This is a genomic window from Chryseobacterium sp. ZHDP1 (assembly GCF_018603435.1).
In the GTDB taxonomy this organism is placed as follows: domain Bacteria; phylum Bacteroidota; class Bacteroidia; order Flavobacteriales; family Weeksellaceae; genus Chryseobacterium; species Chryseobacterium indicum.
Genome location: NZ_CP075682.1, coordinates 2,284,110 through 2,310,444 on the forward strand (window position 1 = coordinate 2,284,110; position 26,335 = coordinate 2,310,444).

Sequence of the window (26,335 nt, forward strand, 5' to 3'; positions counted from 1 at the left end):
AAATTCCCGTTTGGATGTTTACAAAACATGAAGAATTAATTTCTTAAAATATGATCTTCTTACCTTGTCATCTGTAAATAAATTTTCATTATTCACCTAAGAACATTTCCTATTATTACAGTACTTTTTTTTAATTGTTAATTTCTGTAATTCTTATATGAAGCTTTTTCAGATTTTGGGAAACAGCCTTTTCCACTTTGCAACAGAGTTTCTGCTTACTTTGAAATAAGCCGCAGTATCATTATTATTCATATTATTGTTTTTCTGATACCGAAGAATCTGCAGGATAGCTTCATCATCGTACGCCCGGAATTTCTTGTTTTCTTTTTCATCAGTAATTTCCTTTTCATCAAAGATTCTCTTTTCCAGTTCAAGAATATCCATTACCGAAAGCCTCGGTTTATTAAGCAACGCTTCGCATTTATCTTTTTTATTACGATAACGCATTTCCAGAATATCAGTATATATTCTCTTGTAATCAGGTGAATTTATTCGGAACTCGGGATGTTGTACTTCTCTATCCATCTGTATAAGGTTGTTTTAGGAATTTTATACTCTTCTATGATTTCGGCCTTTGTTTTTAAATTCTTATTCAGTAATTCGAGAACAAAACTGATAATTTCTTTAGTATAAATATTTTTCCGGTAAGCGGGCAGCTTCTGCTTTTCGCTTGTGCCTGCTTTACTTTTTCCGGAAGGAGAAAAAAGAATAATATGCTGTACATATATCCTGAAAAAATCATACTTAAGCAATTTGCTCCATCTCAAAAGAACATGGGTATCTATGCTTTTCTTTTCGTACATAGAACAAATTTCTTTCTCGGTGCATTTCATGAATTTTTCTATTCTGTACATTTCTATCCCTTTTTCATTCACCACCTCGCGAATAATTTTTCCTATATGAATGTTTTTTATATCTAAAGACATAATTTTTTAAATCTGCTATTTGTGTTATTTACCTTCTTGTTTTTTCATCAAAGTCATTTTATAAGACAACATGAAATTTTTGCATTATTTTATTTTTACAATCCTTGCTTGTTTTGTACAAATATAGATTCTGATATAAATTAAATAGTAAAAATCACAATATTTTTCAATTTAGCTTAAATTAAAATAAACAACTGATAAACAGTTGTTTAAATAAGCTATTTTGTAAATCCAGCGAGTAAAAGTATCTTAAAATACAATTCACCTAAAAAAAATTCTCTGAAGAGTAAAATTTGCAATAAATATAGTTTCCCATTAAAAATATGTAGATCTTATAATTATTCACTAATTTTTGAATTGATTAAGTGTTTGTAATTACTAAAAAATCCATTTGCGTTTTATTTTCAATTCTGAAAAAATTACGAAATTTTTCATCTGTGCATTAATAAAAAAATAAATAAAATCATATCAGTTAATGCACAGCATAGCTGTTCTTTTTTGAGCAGTCTTTTTGATATTCGAAGCCGGCAATATTAAGTATTTATGCCAAATTTCTTTATAAATTAAGTTTTTAAAAGTTAAAAATTCGATGCATACATTTTATTGAAAATTTTAGACTAAAAAATTATTTTGAACGTAACATTTTGATTATCTTTAGTAAAAAAACAGAATGAAAAAACTTTTACCATTTGTATTATCAATTTATAGCTTATGTGACGCTCAGACAACCGTCACAAAATCCTTTAACGATCCTGTTTCCGGAGATAATGCCAATTATCTTACGGCCACCGGAACTCCAAATAATTCCGGAACAGGTGCGAATATAACTTTTAATAATTCTTCTTTGGTGTTAGGCAGTTCTGCACCCGGAGTTTATTCTACTCCTTCAGCTTCTGAAATTTCTACCTTCCCTTCTTCTACTTTGAAACTAACCGGAAGTCCCAATACAGTCTATTATAAACAATCGGCTTCAAAACTTGAAATTACGGGTCTTATAACAACAGATGCCACGCTTAATTTATCTACCAATAACGGAACGTTTATTTCTTATCCTGCGGCTTACGGATATAACGAGACTGATCAGGCACAGGGAACATTCACCTCAACAACCGCCAACGGTCTTTGCAAGGGAACTATAACGCTTGCAGCCGATGCATGGGGAACTTTACTTTTGGCGTCATCCTCCTTTACCAATGTTTTAAGAGTAAAATCTGTTCAGAATTTCAATCTTTATCTTCCGAATGATACTTCTTTTGTATTTCCTATAGGCTCTATTGTTAATACTTCGTATTCATATTATGGAAGCACCTATAAATTCCCTCTCCTTACAACCAATGAGACGGTGGTAAATATTCCGGTAGCGGGAATTAATAACCAGACCACAAGCTCTGCTCAGGCTTTAAGTACAATAGTATTGGCAGCCGGAGATTCGTCTGCCAAAGCAAAAGGATTAAAAATTTATCCGAATCCTGCAGATGATTTTATTAATCTTAAAGGAGATACTGAAAATTACGCAACAGCAAAAATTTACAGTTTACTCATAAAACAATCGGATCTGAAATCCGGAAAAGTGCCGGTTTCTGATCTTCCGCCAGCTTCCTATTTTATTGAAGTTTCTGGAAAAAACAGTAAACCTGAGGCAGCGAAATTCATTAAGAAATAAAAACTTTTAGATAAAAAACAAAAGCCGCCCGAAAAATTTTTCGGGCGGCTTTACAATAATTAGATATTAAAACCGGCAAGTAATAATGTATCATCGTTGTTATTCACTCTAATCTGCTCGCTTTTCGGACAGTATAATATGGTATTTTCTAAACTTAGAAGGAAATATTTCCTTAACTACTATATATGATGCAACTCATATAGGTTTGCAGATAAAGATTTAAAAATATGGTATTATTTATTTTTAATCCGCTACCTTTAGAGTTATAAATTCATTCTAGAAAATAAGTATATTATCACTTTTAAATGACGTTTTTTATTGAAAAAAATTCATAAGAAACATACATCTGTCAGGAACAGCAGGACTGAGTATTTTATTCATAAAGTTTACACGAAAGATAAAAAAGTATTAAATATTTTGTTTATAGATCACAAATAAAATTTTTCAAATGACAGGTAAAATTATTGGAATCGGTAACTGTATCCCTTCCGAAACTATTGATAATTTATTTTTTAACAATCATATTTTTTTAGACGATAAAGGTGTTCTCTTAAAAGATGATAATTTCTCACTTACCGAAAAATTAAAGAAAATTACAGGTATTGAAGAGAGAAGATACGCATCTCACGATCAGGTGACTTCAGATCTTGGATTAATTGCTGCAAAAGCCGCCATAGAAGACTCAGGAATAGATCCGGAAACTCTCGATTATATTATTTTTGCCCATAATTTTGGTGATGTACGCTACGGAACCGTGCAGTCGGATATGGTTCCGAGTCTTGCAGCAAGAGTAAAGCATCTGCTTAAAATTGAAAATAACTTCTGTGTTGCTTATGACGTTCTTTTCGGATGTCCCGGCTGGATTGAAGGAGTTATTCAGGCAAATGCCTTCATCAGAGCAGGAATGGCAAAAAGATGTCTTATTATTGGAGCCGAGGCATTATCCAGAGTGGTAGACATTCATGACAGGGACAGTATGATCTATGCAGACGGAGCGGGAGCAGTTGTATTGGAATATAACAATGAGGATAATTCAGGCATCCAGTCTCATCTTTCAGCTTCTTATACACTTAAAGAAAAAGACTATCTGTTTTTTGGCAAATCATATGATAATGAAGCCTGTCAGGATACAAAATATATAAAAATGGAGGGCAGAAAAATCTATGAATTTGCGCTTGTACATGTTCCGGATGCCATGAAAAAATGTCTTGATGAAAGTAAATATACCATCGATCAGGTTAATAAAATCATCATCCATCAGGCAAATGAAAAGATGGACGAAGCCATTGTGGAAAGATTTTACAAATTGTACGGATTAAAAATGCCCGAAAACATCATGCCTATGGTAATCCAAAAATTGGGAAACAGCAGCGTGGCAACCATACCATCTTTACTTACGATGATCTTAAAAGGAGAACTGGAACAGCATCAGATCCAGCAGGGAGATATTGTTTTGTTTGCTTCTGTAGGAGCAGGAATGAACATTAATGCTTTTGTTTATAAATTTTAAAATAAAAGATTATTAATTATTCTGGCGGTTATGTTTTTGTAATTCTCTTTCAATCTCATTAACTTCTGTGAGCGGAAGAAGGTAGCTGTCTTCAATGTAATCGATAAGATTTTGATGGGTATGCCTGTTCATCTTTCTGATGAAAAGGTGGTTTCCCGACTTCAGAGATTCTATAAAATGTTCTGCATGAAGGTCTTTGCTGAAAAAAGTCTTTTCAATAACGGCTCTTTTGTCGTCATTCACAATAATATCCGAAAAGTCCGTATTCATTAAAACTGTCTGAAAAAAAGATTCTGCCGGAAGCAGCGTATGCAGATAATAATCTTCAAAATCCATAACCCTTTTATTATTGGTTAAAAAAACACAGGTTTCCCTTGTAAACATAAACCATTTCCCGCCAATGTATGGCACAACGCCTTTCATAAACTCTCTTTTATAGACATAGGAAGAAATTTTGTGGGTAAGTTCCGTAAAATGATTTTGTATTCTCTGAAGTGTATCTGGTCTGTAAAACTTTTGGTCGTAATAAAAAATATAATTTCTGCCTTTATTAGCAGTAAGAAACTGCCGGATAATATTTTGCGATTTCAAAGGAGAATCTTCACCGCTTAAATTAATAAAGTAGTCCCACTCAATGCTTGCATTAAGAAGATATTCCATCGCATTAAGTTCTGTCTGGATCATGCTGAAACCTCCGGAAACAATGTTTACGCTTTCTAAGATATATACATTGGGGAACCGGACGAGGTAATTCTGTATTTCCTCCGTTAATTCTGCTTTTGCCTTCCGGTCTATATGTATAAGATAGAACTGATCTCTGGTATAAATCTTTTCAAACATTTCTTTAAAGACATCCTGCTTATGATGGATCATAATAAAATATGCGATTCTTACCTGCTTTAAAGATCCGGAAGGAGATTTCTGTGGGTATGCCAGAATTGCATCTGCGTATTTTTGCATAAAGATTAGATTAAAATTATCGGCATTATGCAAACAATTCTGTTGTGCGTGAAAGATAAGAATAAAATTTTGATAATCAATTAATTAAATTAAAGAGTATTCGCTTATTTTATCTTATATTTGCAGAAGCATTAATAAAACAGGTTTCTGCCTTCGCTATTCTGTAATAGTTTAAGATCACAATTTTTCTTTCAGTTTGCTTTTTCAGCCACCCGATTATCAGAGCGATTTCAAGTAGAATTCAGCATTTTTTTATTTGAAAGATGATATGTCATTGTTTGCTGTTCACATTATTTTACTAAAATAATATCAACGCAATACAATAGAACATTGAGATAACAGCAATATAAAACACTGTTTCTCAGCCATAACCTATTCAAATTCTTAAAATGAATTTGCTTACCATAACGGGAAACCGAAATTAATATGATCAGTTTTAAAAATTTAAATTTAATCAATCCTATTGTAAGAGCTGTTACAGAAGCCGGATATTCAAAGCCAACCGAAATACAGGCTTCTGCAATTCCACATATTTTAGCAGGAAGTGATATTTTAGGGTGCGCACAAACGGGAACTGGAAAAACAGCCGCTTTTGCGATGCCTATCCTTCAGCTTCTGAAAAGACAGACACCGGAACATAAATCAATCAGGGCATTGATTCTTACGCCAACACGCGAGCTTGCCATACAGATAGAAGAAAACTTTAAAATATACAGTAAATATTTACCTCTTTCGCAACTCTCTATTTACGGAGGTGTATCGGCCGGAGCACAGCTTTCAGCCCTCAGAAAAAGGGTGGACATTCTGGTTGCAACTCCCGGAAGATTACTGGATCTTGTAAACCAGCGATATATTGATCTTTCCAAAATTGAAATATTCGTTTTGGATGAAGCAGACCGGATGCTTGATATGGGATTCGTAAATGATGTAAAAAAAGTTATTCAGATGCTTCCTAAAAAAAGACAGACTTTATTCTTTTCTGCAACCATGCCGGAAAGTATTAAAAATCTTTCGGAAACAATCCTGAATAATCCTGAAAAAGTAACGGTAAATCCGGTATCTTCTACAGCAAAAAGTGTACAGCAGTCTGTCTACTTTGTAGAGAAAAAAGATAAAACAGGGTTACTCATTAATATTCTTCAAGATAAAGGACAAGAGCGTTCTCTTGTTTTTACCAAAACGAAACATATCGCCAACAGACTTGTTGAACAGCTGGAAAGCGCAGGAATCTTTGCTATGGCAATCCACGGAAACAAATCTCAGACGGCAAGACAAACTGCTCTCAATGATTTTAAGAACAGCAGGATAAATGTTTTGATTGCGACCGATATTGCAGCACGAGGAATAGATATTGATGAACTTCCTAACGTGATTAACTATGAGCTTCCCAATGTACCTGAAACCTACGTACACCGGATCGGAAGAACCGGAAGAGCGGGATCTGAAGGAACGGCAGTTTCATTTTGTGACGATCAGGAACGTAACGATTTAAAAAACATTCAGAAACTGATAGGATTTACAATGCCTGTCATTTCGTTTCAAAAATAAAATCTGTGAAGTCGACAGATTTATAATACCATAATTTTAATACCCATTACCATGCAACAAGGCACAGTAAAATTTTTTAACGAAGCAAAAGGCTTCGGATTTATTTCTCCTGCAGACGGGAGTAAAGACATTTTTGTACATTCTTCAGGATTAAGCACCAGAGAAATCCGTGAAAACGATAAAGTAAGCTTTGATGTACAGAAAAGCGAAAAAGGATTGAACGCAGTTAACGTTAAGTTAGTTTAATCCCATCATCTGATGAAAAAATTTTCTAACATAATTTTACATGATAATCTGTAAATTCATATAATGTTTGACGGTATTAAGTAGATTTACTTTTTATTTTATTATGTTCATCTGCCTCTTGTGTTTCACAAGAGGTTTTATTAATTTTATAGGCAGCGAATAAATTCACCAAATACAATAATAAACAATTATAAGTTTAAAATTTTTAAATAAAAAATAAATTATTAAAAGAACATTTTGTTTTTCACACAAAAATCTATCATTTCAATTTTTGCCCGCTTTTTGCTTTTTGAAAAATATCAACCACTAAATATTAGATCATGAAAAAATTTATCTTTCTCCTTCCCTCTTTTATCTTTTCAGGATTTTCGGCACAGGAAACTACTATTCCTGAAACTCCGGCTAAAAAGGATGTCATTAAAATGAGAGCACCTGAAACCCCAGATAAAATGAACATTATCAAGACAAATGTTACAGCATATGTTTTAAGAAACATCAATCTGTCTTACGAAAGAGCCTTTAGTAAACGGTTTTCCTTAAATATGGGATTTGGGACCATGCCTGAAGGAAAAGTTCCATTCATCAATGCATTTCTCAGCGATAAAGATGAAAAAAGATTTCAGAACCTTGAAGTAAAATCATTCAATTTTACAATAGAACCCCGCTTTTATCTGGGAGCAGGCTATGGAAAAGGATTTTATGTAGCGCCTTATTACAGATACTCTAAAATAACTTCCAATACGTTTGATTTTTACTATGATTATACATTCAGCGGAACAACCTACCAGATTCCATTGAAAGGAAACGGAAGCGCACACGGAAACAGCGGCGGCGTAATGGTAGGTGTACAGTTTTTCCTTACACCAAGTAAAAATCTGATACTGGATTTCTGGATCGCGGGAGCGCATTACGGAAAAGGACAGGGCGATTTTACCATGACGAGTGATGTGATCTTAACCCCCGATATGCAGGCTCAGCTGAAAAAGGAAATTGAAGATCTGGATATCCCTTATGTGAATTACACGGTGGAAACCAATGCAAACGGCGCTAAAGTAAATGTAGACGGACCATGGCTTGGTTTCAGAAGCGGATTGTCTCTGGGATATCGGTTTTAAAAAATTTTATTTAGCTATTTTAAACCGTTCTTTCCGGAGAGCGGTTTTATATTAAATATAATTGTAACGTTTCAATAAAAAGAGTAAATTTCAACTCTTAAAGGTTAAAACTAATGGCAATATTTATTGAAGATAAAAAGGATGGAAAATTAAAAAAGCTTCATTCTTATACTGCAACAAAAGAAAAAGAAATTCAAAATCTTGTTGAAAGAAATTTATTAGAAGTTTTAGATATGCATTTTCTTGCGACTGAGTACACCACAAATGGTGGCAGAATTGATACCCTAGCAGTTGACAGAAATGGCGCCCCTGTTATAATTGAATATAAAAGAAATAAAAATGACAATATAATAAATCAGGGTCTTTCTTATTTGAGGTGGTTACAGGCCCAAAAAATAGAATTTTTTCAGATGTTAATTCTGAAAAAATTTGGAGATGAATTTTCAAAATCATTCATAATTGATTGGAAAAATCCTAGAGTTATTTGTATAGCTGAATCCTATAACAAATTTGATATTGACACTGTTGAGGTTATCCCAATGAGAATTGAATTATTTAAATATAGATATTACGACAATGGTATATTTAGCCTTGAACCTATCAATGTTAATGAACAGATTCAAAAATCTAATAATGATTTGACAACAAATGCGGAAGCTGAATTATTGAACCTGAACCTTGATTCTCATTTGATCAAAGCAAATGAAAACATAAAAGATTTGTTTAAGGACTTGAGGAGTAAGATTTTTGAATTAGATGAAAATATCATTGAAAAAATCACAACTCTGTATGTAGCTTATCGCTTAGCAAAAAACTTTGTGGAAATTCACATTGCTAAAAACCATTTAAAAATACATTTAAGACCAATTGATTATAATGATCCGGAAAATCTAGTAGAAAAAATTTCTGATAAATATCAATGGACAATGGATAGAAGAATATATTTAAAAAATGAGGAATCAATGGATTATGTATTTAATATCATAGAACAATCATACAAAGATGTAATTTAACTACATCAAAAACCCATGAATTCATCACAAATCACCACTGCCCAAAGAATCAAAGCGATTGTAGGCGGATCAATCGGAAATCTGGTAGAATGGTACGACTGGTACGCTTATGCTGCTTTTGCCATTTATTTTTCAAATTCTTTTTTCCCGGATTCGGATATGACGGCGCAGCTTTTAAATACAGCCGGAATTTTTGCCGTTGGTTTTCTGATGCGACCTGTCGGAGGATGGCTTTTCGGAAGTATTGCCGACAGAATCGGAAGAAAAAAAGCAATGACACTTTCCGTTTTGCTGATGTCTTTCGGATCTTTACTGATTGCTTTAACGCCTACTTATAAAACCATCGGCGTTTTAGCTCCTCTCCTTTTGCTGATCGCAAGATTGCTTCAGGGACTGAGTGTTGGCGGAGAATACGGTGTTTCGGCAACCTACCTCAGCGAAATGGCAACTGCCGATCGCAGAGGATTTTATTCCAGCTTCCAGTATGTGACTTTAATTGGCGGACAGTTAATTGCATTGGGAATTCAGCTGATCTTACAGAAATTACTTTTAACGGAAACCCAACTGGAAGATTGGGGATGGAGAATTCCTTTCGTAATCGGAGCCTTGCTCTCTGTTATTGCTTTATACCTGAGAACCAATCTCCATGAAACCGAAGCTTTTGAAAATAAAAAAGATATGGGTGAACAAAAAAAAGGAACTTTAAAGGAACTGCTTAAACATCCGAAAGCCTTAATTACGGTTGTCGGATTAACGTTGGGAGGAACACTGGCTTTCTACACCTACACAACGTATATGCAGAAATTTCTGGTGAACACGGTTCATCTCAGCAAGGAAGAATCCACACTGGTTTCCTTCATCTCTCTCTTTATTTTTGCTTGCTTACAGCCTGTTTTCGGAGCTTTGTCGGATAAGATCGGAAGAAGACCATTACTATTAGCTTTCGGAGTTTTGGGAACCGTCTTCACCTACCCTCTTCTGAATGCTTTAAGCCATACAACCTCTATGTGGGGTGCATTTTTTCTGATTATGTCTGCTTTAATTATTGTAAGCGGCTATACTTCTATTAATGCGGTTGTAAAAGCAGAACTTTTTCCTTCTGAAGTAAGAGCTTTGGGTGTAGGATTACCTTACGCTTTAACGGTTGCTGTTTTCGGCGGAACTGCAGAATATATCGCACTTTGGTTTAAACAGGCGAATGTGGAACATTATTTTTACTGGTACATTACTGCCTGTATTTTCTTTTCTTTTGTAGTGTACGCCACAATGAAGGATACAAAGAAAACCTCAACGCTGGATAAAGATTAATTGATGATAAAAAAATTCGGCTCAGGTTCCCTGAGCCGAACTTTTTTATTTTAATGATAAGCCTGCTTAAATTTCTCTAAAATATTGTCCAGATTATGCCTCTGAACATAAACACTCTTCACCTCTTCATACCTCGGCGATTTATAAAAAACTTCGTGGAAATCCATACTGCCGTTTCCTACTTTTACCACTTTCTGTACTTCGATATTCAACTTTCTTAATTCGTCTTTAAAAACCTGAAATTCATCTTGTATATTCTTCATCTATATTTTTGGATTTAATTAAAACTATCTCTTTACATCAAACACCCTACCAAAACAAGGGGGTCGTGTTTAAATTCTGAATAAAGTTAATGAAATATTCCATACAAACATAAGATTTAGACAATATTTTAATAAAAAATTTACGACAATCTAAATTATTTTATAATATATATACATTTTTAACAGATTTAACGTTTAAATAAATAATTTAAAAACTTAATAACAATGACGCTTAAAACCGCTTTTACCGTAGCACTTTTATTACTGTTTAATTTTTTCAGAACCCAGAAGCCGGAATTCAAAGCTCCCGATTATGCTTCCATTCAGAAGAACATAGAAGATAAAAAGTCGGAGTTTTACTATCCCGATCTCCTGAAAAAACTAAAGCAGAACGATACACTCATTACACAGGAACAATACCGTCATCTCTATTACGGATATACTTTTCAGCCAGATTATGAACCGTATAAGATCGACGATAATCTTGAAGAAATGACGAAATTCTACCGTGGAGAAATATCTGATAAAGATCTGCCAAAAGGAATTAAACTGTTCAGACAAACTCTGGAAAAAAATCCTCTGGATTTAAGGGCAATGAATTATCTCGCTTATCTGTACCATCTCACCAAAGACGAGGTGACAGCAAAAAAGATTTCACGTAATTTTCACGGATTACTGGAAGCATTTCTTTCCAGCGGAGACGGAATGACGTGTGGAACAGGCTTTCATGTAATTTCCATATCTCATGAATATGTACTCATGAATATGTTTGAAATGGAAGCCCAATCGCAGAGTTATGACGGAGTGTGCGATTATCAGGAGTTTGAAAAAGGCAAATATAAAATTGCCGGATTATACTTTAATGTGAGTAAACTTTACGGGAAAATGTCCTTCAAAAGATAGATTTGTTTACGTCTTATGCAACTGTAAAAGGTACAAATGATGAGTTTTATTTCTTTAAGAAAGTCAATATACTATCCTATTATTTATCAGTAGGTTTAGCGACATTTGCAGTGAGAGTCTAAGTTTGATTAAACAAGTTTGATGAAGTTGTTTAAAGTAAAAGAGTTTGCTCCTTTAGGAGCAGAATCTGTGTAGAAATAAGAATAAATCCGTCAATCAATCCTATGGATTGATATCTTAAATACGATAAATTTTCTAAAGATAGCGTTCCTACGGAACGCAGAACGCCTTGCGAATATGGTGTCTACACAGATAAAACTCTATAGAGTTTTCTACCATTTTACTTTAAACAACTTTGATGTTAAAATTTTAATTTAGCATTTCTAAAAGTATTTCGAAATGACTAATAAAAGCCACTGGGAAAATGTCTATGAAACCAAAACCCCTGAAGAAGTAAGCTGGACGCAGAAAAAACCGCAGACCTCACTGGAACTCATCAGATCTTTAGGATCGGATAAAAGTGTAAAAATTATCGATATTGGCGGCGGAGACAGCAATCTCGCAGATTTTCTTCTGGAAGAGGGCTACGAAAACATAACCGTTCTTGATATTTCTGAAAAAGCTTTGGAAAGAGCAAAACGAAGGTTAGGGAAAGACGCAGAAAAAATACAATGGATTGTTGCAGACATCATTGCCTTTACTCCTGAAGAAACGTATGACATTTGGCATGACAGAGCAGCTTTTCATTTCTTTACCCGTTCGGAAGATATTTCAAAATATGTAAGAATTGCAGAAAAAGCGGTTTCGAAAAACCTTATTGTAGGAACTTTTTCTAAAAACGGTCCGAAAAAATGCAGCGGACTTGAAATCTCGCAATATGATGAAGAATCGATGAATTCTATTTTTGAAAACAGCTTTGAAAAAACAGATTGTATCACAGAAGATCACATTACTCCTTTCAGCACTGTCCAAAACTTTATTTTCTGTACCTTTAAAAAGAAATAAAAACCGTAACCAATTTATAATTCTTAAAACTTATTCCTAAAAACAATCCGTGAATTACTTTCTGAGATTTAAACATGATATCTCCGCTTTTTTACAGTTTATGAAAAAGCCTGATGATGTGCAGACAGCACTTTCTTCCAAAAGAAAACTTCAGCTCATCTCCAATCTTCTGATTATTGAGATCGTTTTCTTTTTGATTGTCGTACTTCCTCTAAACTATCTGGCGGAAAAATGCATCACTCTAAAACCATCCGATGCTTTTGAAAACTTAACATGGCTTCAGGCGGTCTTTTTAATGGTAATTTTTGCTCCGCTTTCGGAAGAATTTATTTTCCGGTATGTTCTTCGTTACAAAAAGCTTTTTTCACACTTTATCAGCAGGGAAAAATGGAACAGAATTTTTCCGTTTCTCGTTTATATTTCTTCAATCATCTTCGGATTGGTACATCTGGATAATTACGTGAATGATTCGTGGACTTTTTATGCATTGTCTCCCTTCATTGTGGCTTCTCAATTGTCGGGTGGACTTATTTTAAGCTACATCCGTGTAAGACTGAATATTTTTTACAGCATGCTTTATCATGCGTTATGGAATCTTCTGTTCGGAATTTCTATTCCTTGCATCATGTTGCTTTTTACGTCTCCTTTTGCTGAAAAAACACAGGATTACGATATAAGAATTGAGCAGAAAGCTTTTATAAATGCCAACGAACCTGTATTATCTGAAACGAAAATTGTTGATGACAGAATACACAGCGTTGAAACCAGACAATATTCACTTCAGAGTTTATTGGATCATCTTTACGGAAAAGATAAATTGACAACGGATGAAGGCCTGATGAATATTCATTTCAAATCAGAAAAAGGAATCTCCAAAGATGAATTTTTGAAAATTTTACAGAAAGAATACGAAATCAAATAAAAAAAGGTTAAAACCAATCGATTTTAACCTTTTCTATAGATAATAAATTTACTTCTTAGTTTCTTCTTCCAGTTCCACTTCATGTCTCAGCTGAGCTTTGTAAAGGGTGGAGTAATATCCGTTTTTGTCCAGAAGTTCGAGATGTTTGCCTTCTTCAACAATTTTTCCATGTTCCATCACGATAATTTTATCGGCTTTTTCAATGGTAGAAAGTCGGTGTGCAATAATGATTGATGTTCTGTTTTTCGTAATTTTTTCCGTGGCTCTCTGAATCAGTTTTTCACTTTCGTGGTCGATGGAAGAGGTAGCTTCATCTAAAATCAGAATCTTAGGATCAGACAGATAGGCTCTTAAGAAAGACAGCAATTGTCTCTGTCCCAGAGAAATGGACGAACCTCTTTCGCTTACCACATAATCATATCCTCCCGGAAGCTGTTCGATAAATTCATCAACTTCAATTTCTTTTGCTCCTGCCTTTATTTTATCCAGTGTAATGCTTTCATCCCCGAAAGAAAGATTTTCATAAATACTTCCGTGGAACAGGAAAACATCCTGCAGAACGACTCCGATGTGGCTTCTTAAATTATACAGTTCGTAATCTTTCAGATCCACATCATCAATTAAAATATTTCCGGAATTAATATCATACAATCTTGTAATTAAACTGATGATCGTAGATTTTCCGGCTCCGGTTGCGCCTACAATTGCCACAGTTTCACCCGGATTTACTTTAAAATCAATTCCTTTTAATACTTCCTGCTTTTCGTCATACGCAAAATGTACATTTTTAAATTCAATTTTTCCGTCAAAATGGTCTTTTTCCACTCTACCGTTGTTCGGCATGGCATTGTCTTCATCCATTAATCCTAAAACCCTTTCTGCGCCTACAATTCCTCGCTGAATATTGTTGAAACGGTCGGCAATCTGCCGTAAAGGACGGATCAGCATCGAAATATACTGGATAAATGCAATCACAACTCCTGCACTGATTGTAATATATCCTCCGTAAAAAAGGATAAACCCGATGAAAAGAGAAGAAATTAATTCCACCACAGGAAAAAACAGCGAGAAGATAAAAACCGTTCTCAGCAAAGCACTCTTTAAAGTAATATTGATATCATCAAACTTCTTAAATTCCGCTTCCTGCCTGTTGAAAACCTGAATGATCGGCATTCCCGCCAGTCTTTCCTGAACAAAGGAATTCTGGTTGGAAGTCCAGTTTCTTTCATCTCCGAATGCTTTTTTCAGCCTTTTCTGGAAAAATCTTGTAATCACGACCATTAAAGGTAAAATCGCCAGTGTAATATAACTGAGATGAACATTGGTACTGAACATCATTACCAGTACAAAAATAATTCTCAGCACATCCCCGAAAACCATTAAAAAACCATCCGTATAAACCGTTGCAATGGTTTCCACATCACCTACCGCTCTCGTCACCAACTGTCCGATCGGAGTTTTATCGAAGAAAGATGTTTTAAAATAAATCAGCTTATTATACAGCCTCTCTCTTATGTCTCGGATTACATTCTGCGAAATGAAATTGGAGAAATAAACCAGAAAAAAGTTTAAAATGGTTTCTGTGAAAACCAGACCGACCAAAAGATAAATATGCTTTAACATCAGCGCTTTATCTTTCAGCTTGGTAATATCATTATCCACCACTTCCATGGTAAGATAAGGACGGTAAGTAGAAACTATTGCCAGAAAAATGGAAATCACTAAAGTAAGGATGAACCAAGAACGGAACTTCATTCCGATAAAGAACAGCCTCTTTACAATTCCCCAGGTATCTTGTTTTTTCATTGTACGAATTGAAGAAAAGAATTATATAAAATTCTATGCAAAAATAAGACTTTCAAATTTGTCTGCGTTTACAAGATTGTGAAATACTCATGAAAAATTCAGATAGGTGTTATTTATGGTATAGATGAAAAACAATAAAAATGCTCAATTTAAAAATAATCAGAGCAAAAAACACAGATCATCGGAGATCTCCGGCGGCAAGATTTTACAGGTTCTTATCGTCGGAAGTTCCGACGGGGCAAACCCATATTCAGGAAAGCAAGTGTGAATGTCCGACAGGGCAAACCAATTTTGGGGCAGGCAAAAATGAACTTCCGACAGCGCAAACCAATATTCAGGGAAGCAAATGTGAACGTCCGACGAGGCAAACTACCAATGACGGCTGAAAATCATACTCCTCAAGTCCCGCGAGATGTTGTAATGCACAGGCAAGTTTTTCGATTTCGTTCATGATTTTCGTTTTTTTATTTTCTTTTAAACACAAATTACACTAATATTTTTTCACAAATGACTCAAATCTAATAAAGAAAATCTAAAATTATTTGTGAATATTCGTGGAATTATTTGTGGAATTTGTGTTTAAATATCACTCAAAATCATATCCAACATCCACGAGATACAATCCATGCGCCGGTGCAGAAGTTCCCGCAGAATTCCGGTGTTTGTCTTCAATAACTTTTCTTACATCTTCAGGCTGTAATTTTCCTGAACCTACTTCTACCATTGTTCCCACAATAGCTCTCACCATATTTCTCAGAAAGCGGTTCGCAGAAACGGTAAATTTCAGTTCGCTTCCATGCTGCTCCCATTCTGCTTTGTAGATTTTGCAGAGATTGGTTTTATTGTCGGTGTGTAATTTTGCAAAACTCGTAAAATCCTCATATTCAAATAAAATTTTACAGGCTTCATTCATTTTTTCGACATCCAAAGGTTTTCTCCAGTGCTGCCACGCCGATTCTTCCGTGAACGGATTTTTTTCAAGGGAAATATAGTATTCGTACGTTCGGTAAGTAGCATCAAAACGCGCATGGAAATCATCTTTTACAGGAAAAATCCTTTTAATGGAAATATCTGCCGGAAGAAAACTGTTCAGTCTTCTCACCAGTTCCTGATCCAGAATTTTCTCCGTATCAAAATGAGCAAAAATCTTCTTCGCATGAACGCCCGTATCCGTTCTCCCCGCTCCCGTTGTCTTAATCTCTTCTCGTAAAATCGTGGAAAGTGCTTTTTCCAGCTCTTCCTGCACAGAAATAGCATTCGGCTGAATCTGGTAACCGAAATAATTCTTGCCGTTGTAGGAAAATTCTATAAAATATCTCAAGGTAAATAAAATAAATATCTGTTGTTTATTTCGATATATAACTTAATTTGAATCAATATCAGTTTGTATTTCTTCCATAAACGAAGTGGCTTTGTTTAGCTTAAAAAAAGATTTGTTTTAATAAAACTTTGTTTAACCTTGCGAGAACTTAAACGCAAAGGCATACAAAGATTTTTATTTATCTACAATTCCCAAATATTTTAAAGATAAACAAAGGCATTTCAATTACTATAGAAAGACAAGTTAAAATGCACAGCAGATTATAACTCTACAAAAATACTTTAATTTGATGATAATCAATAACAGATTTTTTAAAATAAATATCGAAAAGTAGCTACCATAATCATCCAAATCCATGTGAAATTTCCTATTTTTGCAAACGTATGAAAAGATGGTACCTCTATCCTTTTTCCCTCGGTTATCACATGGTAACGGGTATCCGAAACACAATGTATGATCTGGGAATCTTTAAATCTGTGAAATTCAAAACGCCGATAATCTGTGTCGGAAACCTTTCTGTGGGCGGAAGCGGAAAATCGCCGATGGTGATGTATCTTGCACATTTCCTGTCCAAACATTACAGAACCGGTGTGCTTTCCAGAGGATACGGAAGACTTACGAAAGGATATGCTGTTACGAATTATGAAAGCAATTACAAAACAGTAGGCGATGAAGCCATGCAGTTGTTTGAACGTTTTAAAAACCGTTTTGTAATCGCCGTTTCCGAAGAAAGAGTTCCCGGAGCCAAAAAAGTAATCAGCGATATGGATCTTGACGTTCTGGTTCTGGACGATGCAATGCAGCACAGAGCGATAAAAGCAGGATTCAATATTATGATGACCGATTTTAATGATCCTTATTTTAAAGATCATCTTCTACCGGCGGGAGATTTAAGAGAATCCAGAGCAGGATCCAAAAGAGCAGATATCATCATGGTGAGCAAATGTCCCGATGAACTTACCGAGGAAACCAAACAGTATTACATTTCCAGAATAAGACCGGACCGTACCCAAAAAGTATTCTTTTCATCTATCGGATACGACGAAAATGTATACGGAAGAGAAAAAATGCTTCCCGACAACAACCTGAATTATTACGACATTCTTTTAATTACAGGAATTGCCAATCCGAAACCTCTCCTTACCCATCTTGCGAAATTTTCGCAGAGAGTGAAACATTTAAAATTCAGAGATCATCATAATTTCACGGAAGCCGATATTAAAAATATTATAGCGGAATATAAAAAATTAGGAGAATATAAATTGATCTTAACCACTGAAAAAGACTATGTGCGTCTGAAAAGTTTTGACTATCTTAGAGATATTGTGTACTACTGGCCGATCAATGTAATTATTGATAAAAAGGAAGAATTCAATCAAATCATCTTAGATTATGTTAGAAAAAATTAAGCAGACCGCAGATTTCGTTAAAAACATCATTAAAGAAACTCCCGATTTTGCCATTGTTTTAGGCTCCGGCTTAGGCAAGCTGCAGGATGAAGTGGAAGCCATTCATACTTTAGAATACACTGAAATCCCCAACTTTCCGCAGACTACTGTTGCAGGACACGGCGGAAAACTGATCTACGGAATTCTGGAAGGAAAAAAAGTTCTGATGATGAGCGGTCGTTTTCATTACTACGAAGGGCATTCCATAGAAACGGTGGTCTTTCCGATCCGTGTTTTTTATCTGTTGGGAATTAAAAATCTCATTCTTTCCAATGCTTCAGGCGGAATTAATCCAGACTATAAGATCGGCGATATTGCAATCATTCGGGATCACATCAATATGATGCCTGAACATCCTCTTCGTGGCAGAAACATCGATTCCTTCGGTCCCCGATTTGTGGATATGAGCGAACCGTACAGCAGAAAAATGATCTCCGTTGCACAAAATACTGCTTCTGAACAGAATATTGCTGTCCACCAAAGTGTGTATGTAGCTTTACAGGGACCCACTTTCGAAACTCCCGCAGAATACGGAATGATTAAAGCCATTGGCGGAGATCTTGTAGGAATGAGTACCGTTCCGGAAGTAATCGTTGCTAAACATATGGGAATGGATGTTTTCGGTATTTCTGTCGTGACCGATTTAGGCGGTCCCGATATTGCCCACTCCGTTTCTCACGAAGAAGTTCTGAACGCTGCCAATACAGCCATGCCGAATGTAATTGCAGTGGTAAAAGGTTTGGTGAAAAATTATTCATAAACCTAAGATTATTAACAATAAACTTGTGATAAACTAATTTCAGAATTAACCGCAAAAGGGACAAAAGATAATATTAAAGCGAATTTTCAGAATAATCAAAGCGCTCAAAAGAATAAAAATCAAAGATTTTTAAAAACTATTGTGTTCTTTTTCATTGATAATAATCAACTTTAAATAAAAAATTTAGTAGATCTTTTGTGACTTTTGCGGTTAAATAAAAGTTTAAACAGACTTAATATTTGTCGATGTTTTCAGAACGATAAAATTTGTGAATTTTTTAATTGTAAATTCAATAGAAATCTTCAATCCAATCAATTCTTATAAAGTCATCAAAAAATCAGTACAGATTGGGCAGCATTGTCTAGATTTGCATACATAATTTTTTTGAACATGAAAAAACTGTTGTTACTATTAATGATGGGAATTTTCGGATTAGGCTGTTCTCAGCAGACACCGAAAGTTCTGAAAAAGGGTTTCTCCAAAGAAGCTTTGGCACAGAAACTGGAAGATGAAGACGGAAAAACGGTTACCATTCAGCAGATTCTGGATCAGCATAAAGGTAAAGTTCTGGTTATTGATTTTTGGGCAGGATGGTGCAGAGACTGTTTAAATGCGCTTCCGAAAGCCAGAGAACTGGAAGAAAAAAATAAAAACATAGATTTTGTATTTCTATCGTTAGACCGTTCCAAAGAAGGCTTTGACAGAAGTCTGGAAAAATTTGAAATGAAAGACAAAGAAAACTACTGGTTTTCTTCCGGCTGGAAAAACGATTTCAATAATTATGTTGATCTGAACTGGATTCCGAGATATATGGTGATCGATCAGAAATCTGCCATTGCAAAATATTACGCCATTACTCCGGAAGATCCTGAAATTCAGGCTACCATTGATCAACTTTTGAAGTAATTCTTATTTTTACCACAAAGTAAAACAAAATTTATTCAATTGTATTTCGAAAATAAGTGAAACGGCTTTGTTTTATCTTAAAAATATTTCATTTCTATAAATCTTTGTCTATCCTTGCGATTAAATAAATTCAGGACAAAAGAAAATAATTAAAAATACAGGAATCCATATCTTTGCGGTATGGATTCTTCTTTTCCCATGCGCAAAATAATTCACGTCGATATGGACGCATTCTATGCTTCTGTGGAGCAGCATGACAATCCTGCATTGAAAGGAAAAGCAATTGCAGTCGGAGGCGGACATCGTGGTGTGGTTTCGGCGGCAAGTTACGAAGCCAGAAAATTCGGAGTCCGTTCTGCAATGCCCAGCAAAACAGCAAAAGAAAAATGTCCGCACCTTATTTTTGTACCTCCGCGTTTTGCGCGTTATAAAGAAATTTCTAAAAAGATCCGTGAAATCTTTTATGAATATACCGATCTGGTGGAACCGCTTTCTTTGGATGAAGCCTATCTCGATGTTACAGAAAATAAAAAAGGAATGGAATCTGCCAATCAGATCGCCAAAGAGATCCGTCAGAAAATTTTTGCCGAAACCGGACTTACTGCTTCCGCCGGAATTTCTGTGAATAAATTTTTAGCCAAAGTTGCTTCAGATATCAACAAACCTAACGGACAAAAAACCATTCATCCCGACAAAATCGAAGGTTTTCTGGAAGAACTTCCGGTAGAAAAATTTTACGGAGTCGGAAAAGTAACGGCTAATAAAATGTTCAGCTTAGGCATTTACAAAGGGAAAGATTTAAAGAAAAGATCCATTGAAGATTTAACAAGACTGTTCGGAAAATCCGGAGCTTATTATTACAACGTGGTTCGCGGAATTCATCATTCGGAAGTAAAACCGCACCGCATCCAGAAAAGTGTGGCAGTAGAAAGAACTTTTTTTGAAGATCTTTTTGATGAACAGCAGGTCAATGAAAAACTGGAAAGCCTGAGTGAAGAGCTTCACACACGCTTACAGAAAAATAATATTCTCGGAAGGTCTTTAACTTTAAAAATTAAATACAAAGATTTCTCACTGTATACAAGAAGCATTACCAAAGAAGAATATTTTTCCTCTGCCGAACAATATTTCAATACCGGAAAAAAACTTTGGGAACTGAGACCTTTCGATAAACCGGTGAGACTGTTGGGATTATCTCTCTCCCACCTCAATACCGAAGAAAAAAAACAGGTTTCCGTTCAACTAAAAATTCCGTTTAAAGAATTCGAAGACTGATAATCCGGATTTTTTCACTAAATTGTAGTAACCAAATTTTACAATTTATGAATGAAACGATGATTCAGTATTTCCACTGGTATACAGAAGGAGACAGCAAACTGTGGAAAGAAGCAGAACAAAACGCAAAATATTTAGCCGGACTCGGCATTACATCCGTCTGGTTTCCGCCCGCTTACAAAGGCGCAACAGGAGGTCACTCTATTGGCTACGACGCTTACGATCTCTATGATCTCGGAGAATTTGATCAGAAAGGAACGATTCCCACCAAATACGGCACGAAAGAAGATTATATTAAAGCGATAAAAGCGCTTAAAGAAAACAATATTAAAGTAATTGTAGATATTGTACTTGGACATAAAGGCGGCGGCGATGAACTGGAAACCTTTAAAGCATTAAAAGTAGACGAAGAAAACAGAGAAAAAATAATCTCGGATGAAATAGAAATACAGTCTTATACTAAATTCACCTTTCCCGGAAGAAATAAAAAATATTCTGAATTTGAATGGAACTTCACCTGCTTTAGCGGTGTAGATTATGCAGAAGGAATGGATTCGCAGATTTTTAAAATTAAAAATGAATACGGAACCGACTGGGAAGAAATGATCGACGATGAGAAAGGAAATTACGATTATCTGATGTACAATGATGTAGAGCACAGAAATCCTTTCGTGCGCGAGGAACTGAACAACTGGGCAAAATGGTACTTTGATGAAACCGATTTCGACGGAGTTCGACTGGATGCCTTAAAGCATATTTCATTTGATTTTTATAAAGAATGGCTTACTTTGCTTCGTTCCAATACCGGAAAAAATATTTTTGCGGTCGGCGAATACTGGGCTCCCGGATATCTGAATCTCTTGCAGAAATACATAGAAGTTACCGAAGGATGCATGAGTCTGTTCGACAGTTCTCTACAGAATAGTTTCCATACCGCTTCCAACGAAGGAAATTCTTACGATTTGCGGAGAATTTTTGACGAAAGCCTTACTCAGGCAGATCCGCTTCACTCGGTAAGTCTTGTGGATAATCATGACACGCAGCCTTTACAGGATCTTGAAGCTCCAGTTGAAGAATGGTTCAAACCTTTGGCGTATGCACTGATTCTGCTGAGAAAAGACGGTTATCCGTGTGTGTTTTATCCGGATCTCTACGGAGCGCATTATGTGGATAAAGATAAGGAAGGCAATGATCAGGAAATATTTTTAAATAAAGTGGACGGTATTGAAGAACTTCTGAAAGCAAGAAAAAACAATGCTTACGGCGAACAGAGAGATTATTTTGAGGATGCCAATTGTCTGGGCTGGGTTCGTGAAGGCGATGAGGAACATTCCGGATGTGCAGTTGTTTTAAGCAATAAAGACGCGTACGAAAAACCAATGGAAATGGGCGAAAGATATATCGGACAAACGTTTTATGATGCATTGGGAAGATTTGAAGATAAAATTACCATCGATGAAAACGGTTGGGGAAATTTCCCGGTTCCGGCAGGAAATGTGAGTGTCTGGCTTGCTGAATAATTTGAACACGAATATCACAAATGGCTTTCACAAATGACACGAATACTTTTGCAAATAGCACAATTTTAAATGAATCTATCTAAAATTACTTTGTGAATATTCGTGAAAATATTTGTGACATTTGTGTTTAAAAAATGTAGAAAATTCGTGGTATTCGTGTTTAAAAAATAAAACTAAACTTTTCGGAGTTCAAGAATTTCCGGTCGCTCAGAGTGATCGGAAATTTTTCCTGTTCTTGCAAATTCCGCCCACAATGCGCGAAGTTTTTTTCCGTTTTCCTGAATGTGTTTCCACGGAACATCTTTTAAAAGTTCTGCCGATTTCCATGCTTCCTGATTTTCGAAAATCAAAGGAAGATCTACACAGTGGGAAGCTCCGATATAATTATTTTTCAGAACGGACTTAATTTTAAACCGGTAAATATTTCCGCCGCCTGAAGCATAATTTTCAGCAAAAATCTCTGCTGGTTTTTCATAAATGGATTCCGTTGTTTTACGAACGATTTTGTTGAGAATTTTTTCGTGGAGATAAGTATAAAGTCCTTCCTGAGCCGTTTTTACATAAAAAGCAGTTTCGTCATGACTGGAACCGATCAATACATCATATTTTTTTGCATTCTCTTTCCATTTCGGCAGACTTTCTTCTTCCGTGCACAAAGGGGCAAAACCATATTGCGTACAGAAAGGCATCGCCGTTTTTAAACCATATTTTCTGAATGAGGGTAAAAATTTCACGTATTCATCCACCATTTTCAGGGGATCTTTTTCATCTTTCAGAAAATCGGTCTTCCTGAAAAATTCTAAAGACATTTTACTTCTTTTCATCCTGAAACCAAGCGGTGCGCTTTGGATAATGGCTCTTTTAAACAATCCATCAATTCCTTCGGAAATCATCAGATGTGCAATCGCATCGCCTCCGGAAGACTGCCCGAAAAGGGTAATATTTTCCGGATTTCCGCCAAAACTATGAATATTTTTCTGAATCCATTTCAGAGATTCCATGATATCAAACAAGCCTAAATTGGCAGGTCTTTCTTCGTTTCCTCCCAAAAATCCGAAAAGTCCGAGACGATATGTAATGGAAACAACGATAAGATTCTGCTCTTTTACCCAAACCGAAGGATCGGAAGTGGGCAGATCTCCACAGCCAATTTCATAGGAACCTCCGTGAATCCACACTACCACCGGAAGTTTTTCATTTGCCTCAAAATTTTCCGGACGGGTAATTGTTAAAAACTGAGGAGATTCATCGGGTTCGAAATGCTCCACATTCGTTTTCTGGATCAATCTTTCCAGCAGTGGACTGATGTGTTGAGGACAGACCGGTGTTTTATCCGGAATTTCGTGAGTCTGAATATCTTCTACAGGAACGGGCTTTTTATATCTTTCTGATCTCGCGTAACGGATGCTTTTCGCTTTGATCACCCCGTTTGTTTTTATAGCAGGTATTTTACCGATAGAAGTATGAAAAGTATGAATTCCTGTATTTTGCTGTAGCGTCATGATGAAACAAAATTTTTCTGCTTTTTAAATGTAGTAATTTTCTTAATTTAATGAAACATCAATGTCCCTGTTTTAGACAATTTTTCACAAATAAATTCTTAAAATCACTTAAGTAAGCAATGAAATATTGTTCTGGTTTTTACTTCAACCAATCAGTTTAAAGATTTATATTCACTTGGGGAAACGCCTACTTTGCTTTTAAAAAGCCTTGTAAAATGCTGCGGATATTTGAATCCCAGATTGTACGAAATTTCACTGATGGATTTGGCGGAATCGAAAATCTGGTCTTTTGCCACATCAATCAGTTTATTGTGGATGAATTCCTGAGCGGAAACACCCAGTTCTTTTTTAATTAAATCTCCAAAATAATTCGCTGAAAGATTAAGCTGTTCTGCAAAGTAATTTACCATAGGAAAGCCTATATTTTTAGGCTTTTCGGAGGTGAGATAATCGTTCAGAAGAGTTTCAAATTTTCCGATGACTCCCTGATTGATATGATCTCTGGTGATAAACTGTCGGTCGTAAAACCGCATACAGTAATTCAGGAAAAGCTCGATATTATTTACAATTAAAGATTTACTGTGTTTATCAATTGTCTGTTCCAGTTCGTGCTTGATATTTTTAAAACATTCAAGAATAATTTCTCTTTCTTTTTCTGAAAGATGCAGTGCTTCATGAACTTCATAGGAGAAAAAATTATAGTCTTTGATATTTTTTCCAAGGTTGGTTCCTTTTAATAAATCAGGATGAAAAATAAGAGCAAAACCGGCTGGCTGAATGTAGGTACCTGCATTAGAAATTCCGTACGTCTGTCCGGGAGCAATAAAAACCAGTGTTCCTTCCTGATAATCGTAGCTGTGTTTTCCGTACTGCATATCGCCACACATCACATCTTTTAAAAAGACCGTGTAAAAACCGAACTGTCTCAAATGCTGACAAATGGGATCGGATTTGGAAAAATCGATTACACTTACCAAAGGATGTAACGTCTCGTGATTCAGCATTTTATTGTATTCTGAAACCGTATTGTAGATTTCAACCTCCTGATTTTTCATGAAGTAAATTTTAATTGCCATTCAAAATTACCACTTTTAAAGAGACATTTTATTTCGTCTGTAAAATTGGTACATCTTTCCGTAATTTATATAAGATGATTTGTTCTAAAAGGTTCGAATTTTGCAGCTAGGAAAATAACGAATTCCCTATTCTGAATCAAAGAATAAACTAATCAAAATAATTAATACTAAACAAAATGAGTACATTCACAGTAAAAGCTTACGGAGCAGAATCCAAGACTGCCGATTTACAGGAATTAAATATTGCAAGAAGAGAAGTAACAGCAAAAGACGTAGAAATTGAAATTCTATACTGCGGCGTTTGCCACTCCGATCTTCACACCGCAAGAAACGACTGGGGCGGATCAATGTATCCTGTAGTTCCGGGACATGAAATTGTAGGGAGAATTACAAATGTAGGAAATGAAGTTTCTAAATTTAAGGTCGGAGATCTTGCGGCAGTCGGCTGTATGGTAGATTCTTGCGGCGAGTGCGAAAGCTGCAAACACGATCTTGAGCAATATTGCCAGAATGGTTTCACAGGAACTTACAACGGGCCGGACAAACATTTGGGAGGTCATACTTTCGGCGGATATTCTCAGAAAGTAGTTGTAGATGAACATTTCGTATTAAGCGTTCCTGAAAACTTAGATTTAGCGGCTGTTGCTCCTCTTCTTTGTGCAGGAATTACAACATGGTCTCCGTTAAGACACTGGAATGTAGGTCCTGATTCTAAAGTTGCTGTTGTAGGTTTGGGAGGTTTGGGACACATGGCGATTAAACTGGCAAAAGGTTTGGGCGCTGAAGTAACATTATTCTCACGAACTCCGGGAAAAACGGAAGATGCTAAAAAACTGGGAGCAGATCATGTGGTGATTTCCACAGAACAGGATCAGATGGATGCTGTAAAAGGAAAATTTGATGTGATTATTGATACTGTTCCTTATGAACACGACATTAATCCTTACATGCAGACTGTTGCTTTAAACGGAACTCTGGTTATGGTAGGATTTGTAGGGGAATTCGAGAATGAGGCTCCAAGTACAAGACCGCTTATTTTCCAGCGCCGTTCTGTTGCCGGATCTTTAATCGGAGGAATTGCCGAAACTCAGGAACTTTTGGATTTCTGCGGAAAACATAATATTGTATCGGATATTGAATTAATCAAAATGCAGGATATTAATGAAGCGTATGACAGAATGCTGAAAAGCGACGTGAAATACCGTTTCGTGATTGATATGCAATCTTTGTAATTCTTTGTATATTGCTAACTAAGGCTCTCTTCGGAGGGCTTTTTTGTTGACGGTTGGTGGTTTATGGTTTATGGTTTATGGTTTATGGTTTATGGTTTATGGAAATT

Annotated in this window: 25 protein-coding genes; 17 read left to right on the forward strand and 8 right to left on the reverse strand. The window is 35.6% G+C overall.

Features of this window, described 5'->3' with window-relative positions; genetic code table 11:
* Window positions 1-168: 168 nt before the first annotated feature.
* Together KKI44_RS10540 and KKI44_RS10545 are read right to left on the reverse strand one after the other, a co-directional pair.
* Entirely contained in the window at window positions 169-525 is a 357-nt protein-coding gene (locus KKI44_RS10540; protein ID WP_214590958.1) for a helix-turn-helix domain-containing protein, read from the reverse strand.
* On the reverse strand, window positions 489-926 hold the full coding sequence (locus tag KKI44_RS10545; RefSeq protein WP_214590959.1) for a transposase: 438 nt from the start codon (window positions 924-926) through the stop codon (window positions 489-491). Before KKI44_RS10545 ends, KKI44_RS10540 begins: the two co-directional genes overlap by 37 nt.
* A gap of 670 nt (window positions 927-1,596) precedes the next feature.
* On the opposite strand from KKI44_RS10545, the gene KKI44_RS10550 reads away from it, so the two are divergent.
* The gene (locus KKI44_RS10550; RefSeq protein ID WP_214590960.1) at window positions 1,597-2,589 is read left to right on the forward strand and encodes a T9SS type A sorting domain-containing protein; all 993 of its coding nucleotides are present in this window, start codon (window positions 1,597-1,599) and stop codon (window positions 2,587-2,589) included.
* A gap of 448 nt (window positions 2,590-3,037) precedes the next feature.
* Window positions 3,038-4,099 carry a 3-oxoacyl-ACP synthase III family protein gene (locus KKI44_RS10555; protein WP_214590961.1) on the forward strand — a complete coding sequence of 354 codons (1,062 nt, stop codon included), beginning with the start codon at window positions 3,038-3,040 and terminating at the stop codon, window positions 4,097-4,099.
* Between the two features lie 12 nt (window positions 4,100-4,111).
* Here KKI44_RS10555 and KKI44_RS10560 read toward each other — a convergent pair whose 3' ends face one another.
* Window positions 4,112-5,059 carry a beta-1,6-N-acetylglucosaminyltransferase gene (locus KKI44_RS10560; protein ID WP_214590962.1) on the reverse strand — a complete coding sequence of 316 codons (948 nt, stop codon included), beginning with the start codon at window positions 5,057-5,059 and terminating at the stop codon, window positions 4,112-4,114.
* A gap of 429 nt (window positions 5,060-5,488) precedes the next feature.
* On the opposite strand from KKI44_RS10560, the gene KKI44_RS10565 reads away from it, so the two are divergent.
* The 5 genes from KKI44_RS10565 to KKI44_RS10585 all read left to right on the forward strand — a co-directional run bounded on the left by KKI44_RS10565 (window position 5,489) and on the right by KKI44_RS10585 (window position 10,289).
* Complete coding sequence (locus tag KKI44_RS10565) at window positions 5,489-6,607, forward strand: DEAD/DEAH box helicase (protein ID WP_214591141.1); 1,119 nt, start codon at window positions 5,489-5,491, stop codon at window positions 6,605-6,607.
* A gap of 51 nt (window positions 6,608-6,658) precedes the next feature.
* Window positions 6,659-6,853 (forward strand): cold-shock protein, encoded by a 195-nt coding sequence (locus KKI44_RS10570; protein ID WP_214590963.1) that lies wholly within the window; start codon window positions 6,659-6,661, stop codon window positions 6,851-6,853.
* A gap of 320 nt (window positions 6,854-7,173) precedes the next feature.
* Window positions 7,174-7,968: a DUF3575 domain-containing protein gene (locus KKI44_RS10575; protein ID WP_214590964.1), complete on the forward strand. Its 795-nt coding sequence runs from the start codon at window positions 7,174-7,176 to the stop codon at window positions 7,966-7,968.
* Between the two features lie 113 nt (window positions 7,969-8,081).
* Window positions 8,082-8,981, forward strand: coding sequence for a DUF5655 domain-containing protein (locus KKI44_RS10580; protein ID WP_214590965.1), 900 nt, complete (start codon window positions 8,082-8,084; stop codon window positions 8,979-8,981).
* 15 nt (window positions 8,982-8,996) lie between these two features.
* Window positions 8,997-10,289 (forward strand): MFS transporter, encoded by a 1,293-nt coding sequence (locus KKI44_RS10585; protein ID WP_214590966.1) that lies wholly within the window; start codon window positions 8,997-8,999, stop codon window positions 10,287-10,289.
* Window positions 10,290-10,339: 50 nt separating this feature from the next.
* Here the strand turns inward: KKI44_RS10585 and KKI44_RS10590 are convergent, their stop codons facing one another.
* On the reverse strand, window positions 10,340-10,552 hold the full coding sequence (locus tag KKI44_RS10590) for a hypothetical protein (protein ID WP_214590967.1): 213 nt from the start codon (window positions 10,550-10,552) through the stop codon (window positions 10,340-10,342).
* Between the two features lie 225 nt (window positions 10,553-10,777).
* Between KKI44_RS10590 and KKI44_RS10595 the strand changes: the two genes are divergently transcribed.
* The 3 genes from KKI44_RS10595 (at window position 10,778) to KKI44_RS10605 (ending at window position 13,382) form a co-directional block, all read left to right on the forward strand.
* Window positions 10,778-11,455: a DUF4919 domain-containing protein gene (locus tag KKI44_RS10595; RefSeq protein ID WP_214590968.1), complete on the forward strand. Its 678-nt coding sequence runs from the start codon at window positions 10,778-10,780 to the stop codon at window positions 11,453-11,455.
* Between the two features lie 399 nt (window positions 11,456-11,854).
* On the forward strand, window positions 11,855-12,460 hold the full coding sequence (locus KKI44_RS10600; RefSeq protein ID WP_214590969.1) for a class I SAM-dependent methyltransferase: 606 nt from the start codon (window positions 11,855-11,857) through the stop codon (window positions 12,458-12,460).
* A gap of 49 nt (window positions 12,461-12,509) precedes the next feature.
* Window positions 12,510-13,382: a CPBP family intramembrane glutamic endopeptidase gene (locus tag KKI44_RS10605; protein WP_214590970.1), complete on the forward strand. Its 873-nt coding sequence runs from the start codon at window positions 12,510-12,512 to the stop codon at window positions 13,380-13,382.
* Between the two features lie 48 nt (window positions 13,383-13,430).
* On the opposite strand, the gene KKI44_RS10610 is transcribed toward KKI44_RS10605, so the two are convergent.
* A complete protein-coding gene (locus KKI44_RS10610) occupies window positions 13,431-15,188 on the reverse strand; it encodes an ABC transporter ATP-binding protein (protein WP_214590971.1) in 1,758 nt (585 codons plus the stop codon).
* A 140-nt stretch (window positions 15,189-15,328) separates the two neighbouring features.
* Here KKI44_RS10610 and KKI44_RS10615 point away from each other — a divergent pair, with 140 nt between their 5' ends.
* Window positions 15,329-15,574 carry a hypothetical protein gene (locus KKI44_RS10615; protein ID WP_214590972.1) on the forward strand — a complete coding sequence of 82 codons (246 nt, stop codon included), beginning with the start codon at window positions 15,329-15,331 and terminating at the stop codon, window positions 15,572-15,574.
* Window positions 15,575-15,774: 200 nt separating this feature from the next.
* Here the strand turns inward: KKI44_RS10615 and truA are convergent, their stop codons facing one another.
* A complete protein-coding gene (gene truA, locus KKI44_RS10620; RefSeq protein ID WP_214590973.1) occupies window positions 15,775-16,509 on the reverse strand; it encodes a tRNA pseudouridine(38-40) synthase TruA in 735 nt (244 codons plus the stop codon).
* A 383-nt stretch (window positions 16,510-16,892) separates the two neighbouring features.
* Between truA and lpxK the strand changes: the two genes are divergently transcribed.
* From lpxK to KKI44_RS10645, 5 genes are all read left to right on the forward strand, one after another.
* Complete coding sequence (gene lpxK / locus KKI44_RS10625; protein ID WP_076390731.1) at window positions 16,893-17,918, forward strand: tetraacyldisaccharide 4'-kinase; 1,026 nt, start codon at window positions 16,893-16,895, stop codon at window positions 17,916-17,918.
* The gene (locus KKI44_RS10630; RefSeq protein ID WP_214590974.1) at window positions 17,902-18,717 is read left to right on the forward strand and encodes a purine-nucleoside phosphorylase; all 816 of its coding nucleotides are present in this window, start codon (window positions 17,902-17,904) and stop codon (window positions 18,715-18,717) included. Before lpxK ends, KKI44_RS10630 begins: the two co-directional genes overlap by 17 nt.
* A gap of 390 nt (window positions 18,718-19,107) precedes the next feature.
* Window positions 19,108-19,623 carry a TlpA family protein disulfide reductase gene (locus tag KKI44_RS10635; protein ID WP_214590975.1) on the forward strand — a complete coding sequence of 172 codons (516 nt, stop codon included), beginning with the start codon at window positions 19,108-19,110 and terminating at the stop codon, window positions 19,621-19,623.
* Window positions 19,624-19,803: 180 nt separating this feature from the next.
* Window positions 19,804-20,898: a DNA polymerase IV gene (gene dinB / locus KKI44_RS10640; RefSeq protein ID WP_214590976.1), complete on the forward strand. Its 1,095-nt coding sequence runs from the start codon at window positions 19,804-19,806 to the stop codon at window positions 20,896-20,898.
* A gap of 47 nt (window positions 20,899-20,945) precedes the next feature.
* A complete protein-coding gene (locus KKI44_RS10645; protein WP_214590977.1) occupies window positions 20,946-22,418 on the forward strand; it encodes an alpha-amylase in 1,473 nt (490 codons plus the stop codon).
* Between the two features lie 173 nt (window positions 22,419-22,591).
* On the opposite strand, the gene KKI44_RS10650 is transcribed toward KKI44_RS10645, so the two are convergent.
* Window positions 22,592-23,920, reverse strand: a complete 1,329-nt coding sequence (locus KKI44_RS10650; RefSeq protein ID WP_214590978.1) for a carboxylesterase family protein — start codon at window positions 23,918-23,920, stop codon at window positions 22,592-22,594.
* Window positions 23,921-24,072: 152 nt separating this feature from the next.
* Complete coding sequence (locus tag KKI44_RS10655) at window positions 24,073-24,975, reverse strand: helix-turn-helix domain-containing protein (RefSeq protein WP_087707451.1); 903 nt, start codon at window positions 24,973-24,975, stop codon at window positions 24,073-24,075.
* Between the two features lie 197 nt (window positions 24,976-25,172).
* Between KKI44_RS10655 and KKI44_RS10660 the strand changes: the two genes are divergently transcribed.
* Window positions 25,173-26,228 (forward strand): NAD(P)-dependent alcohol dehydrogenase, encoded by a 1,056-nt coding sequence (locus KKI44_RS10660; RefSeq protein WP_076390724.1) that lies wholly within the window; start codon window positions 25,173-25,175, stop codon window positions 26,226-26,228.
* The last annotated feature ends 107 nt before the right edge of the window (window positions 26,229-26,335 follow it).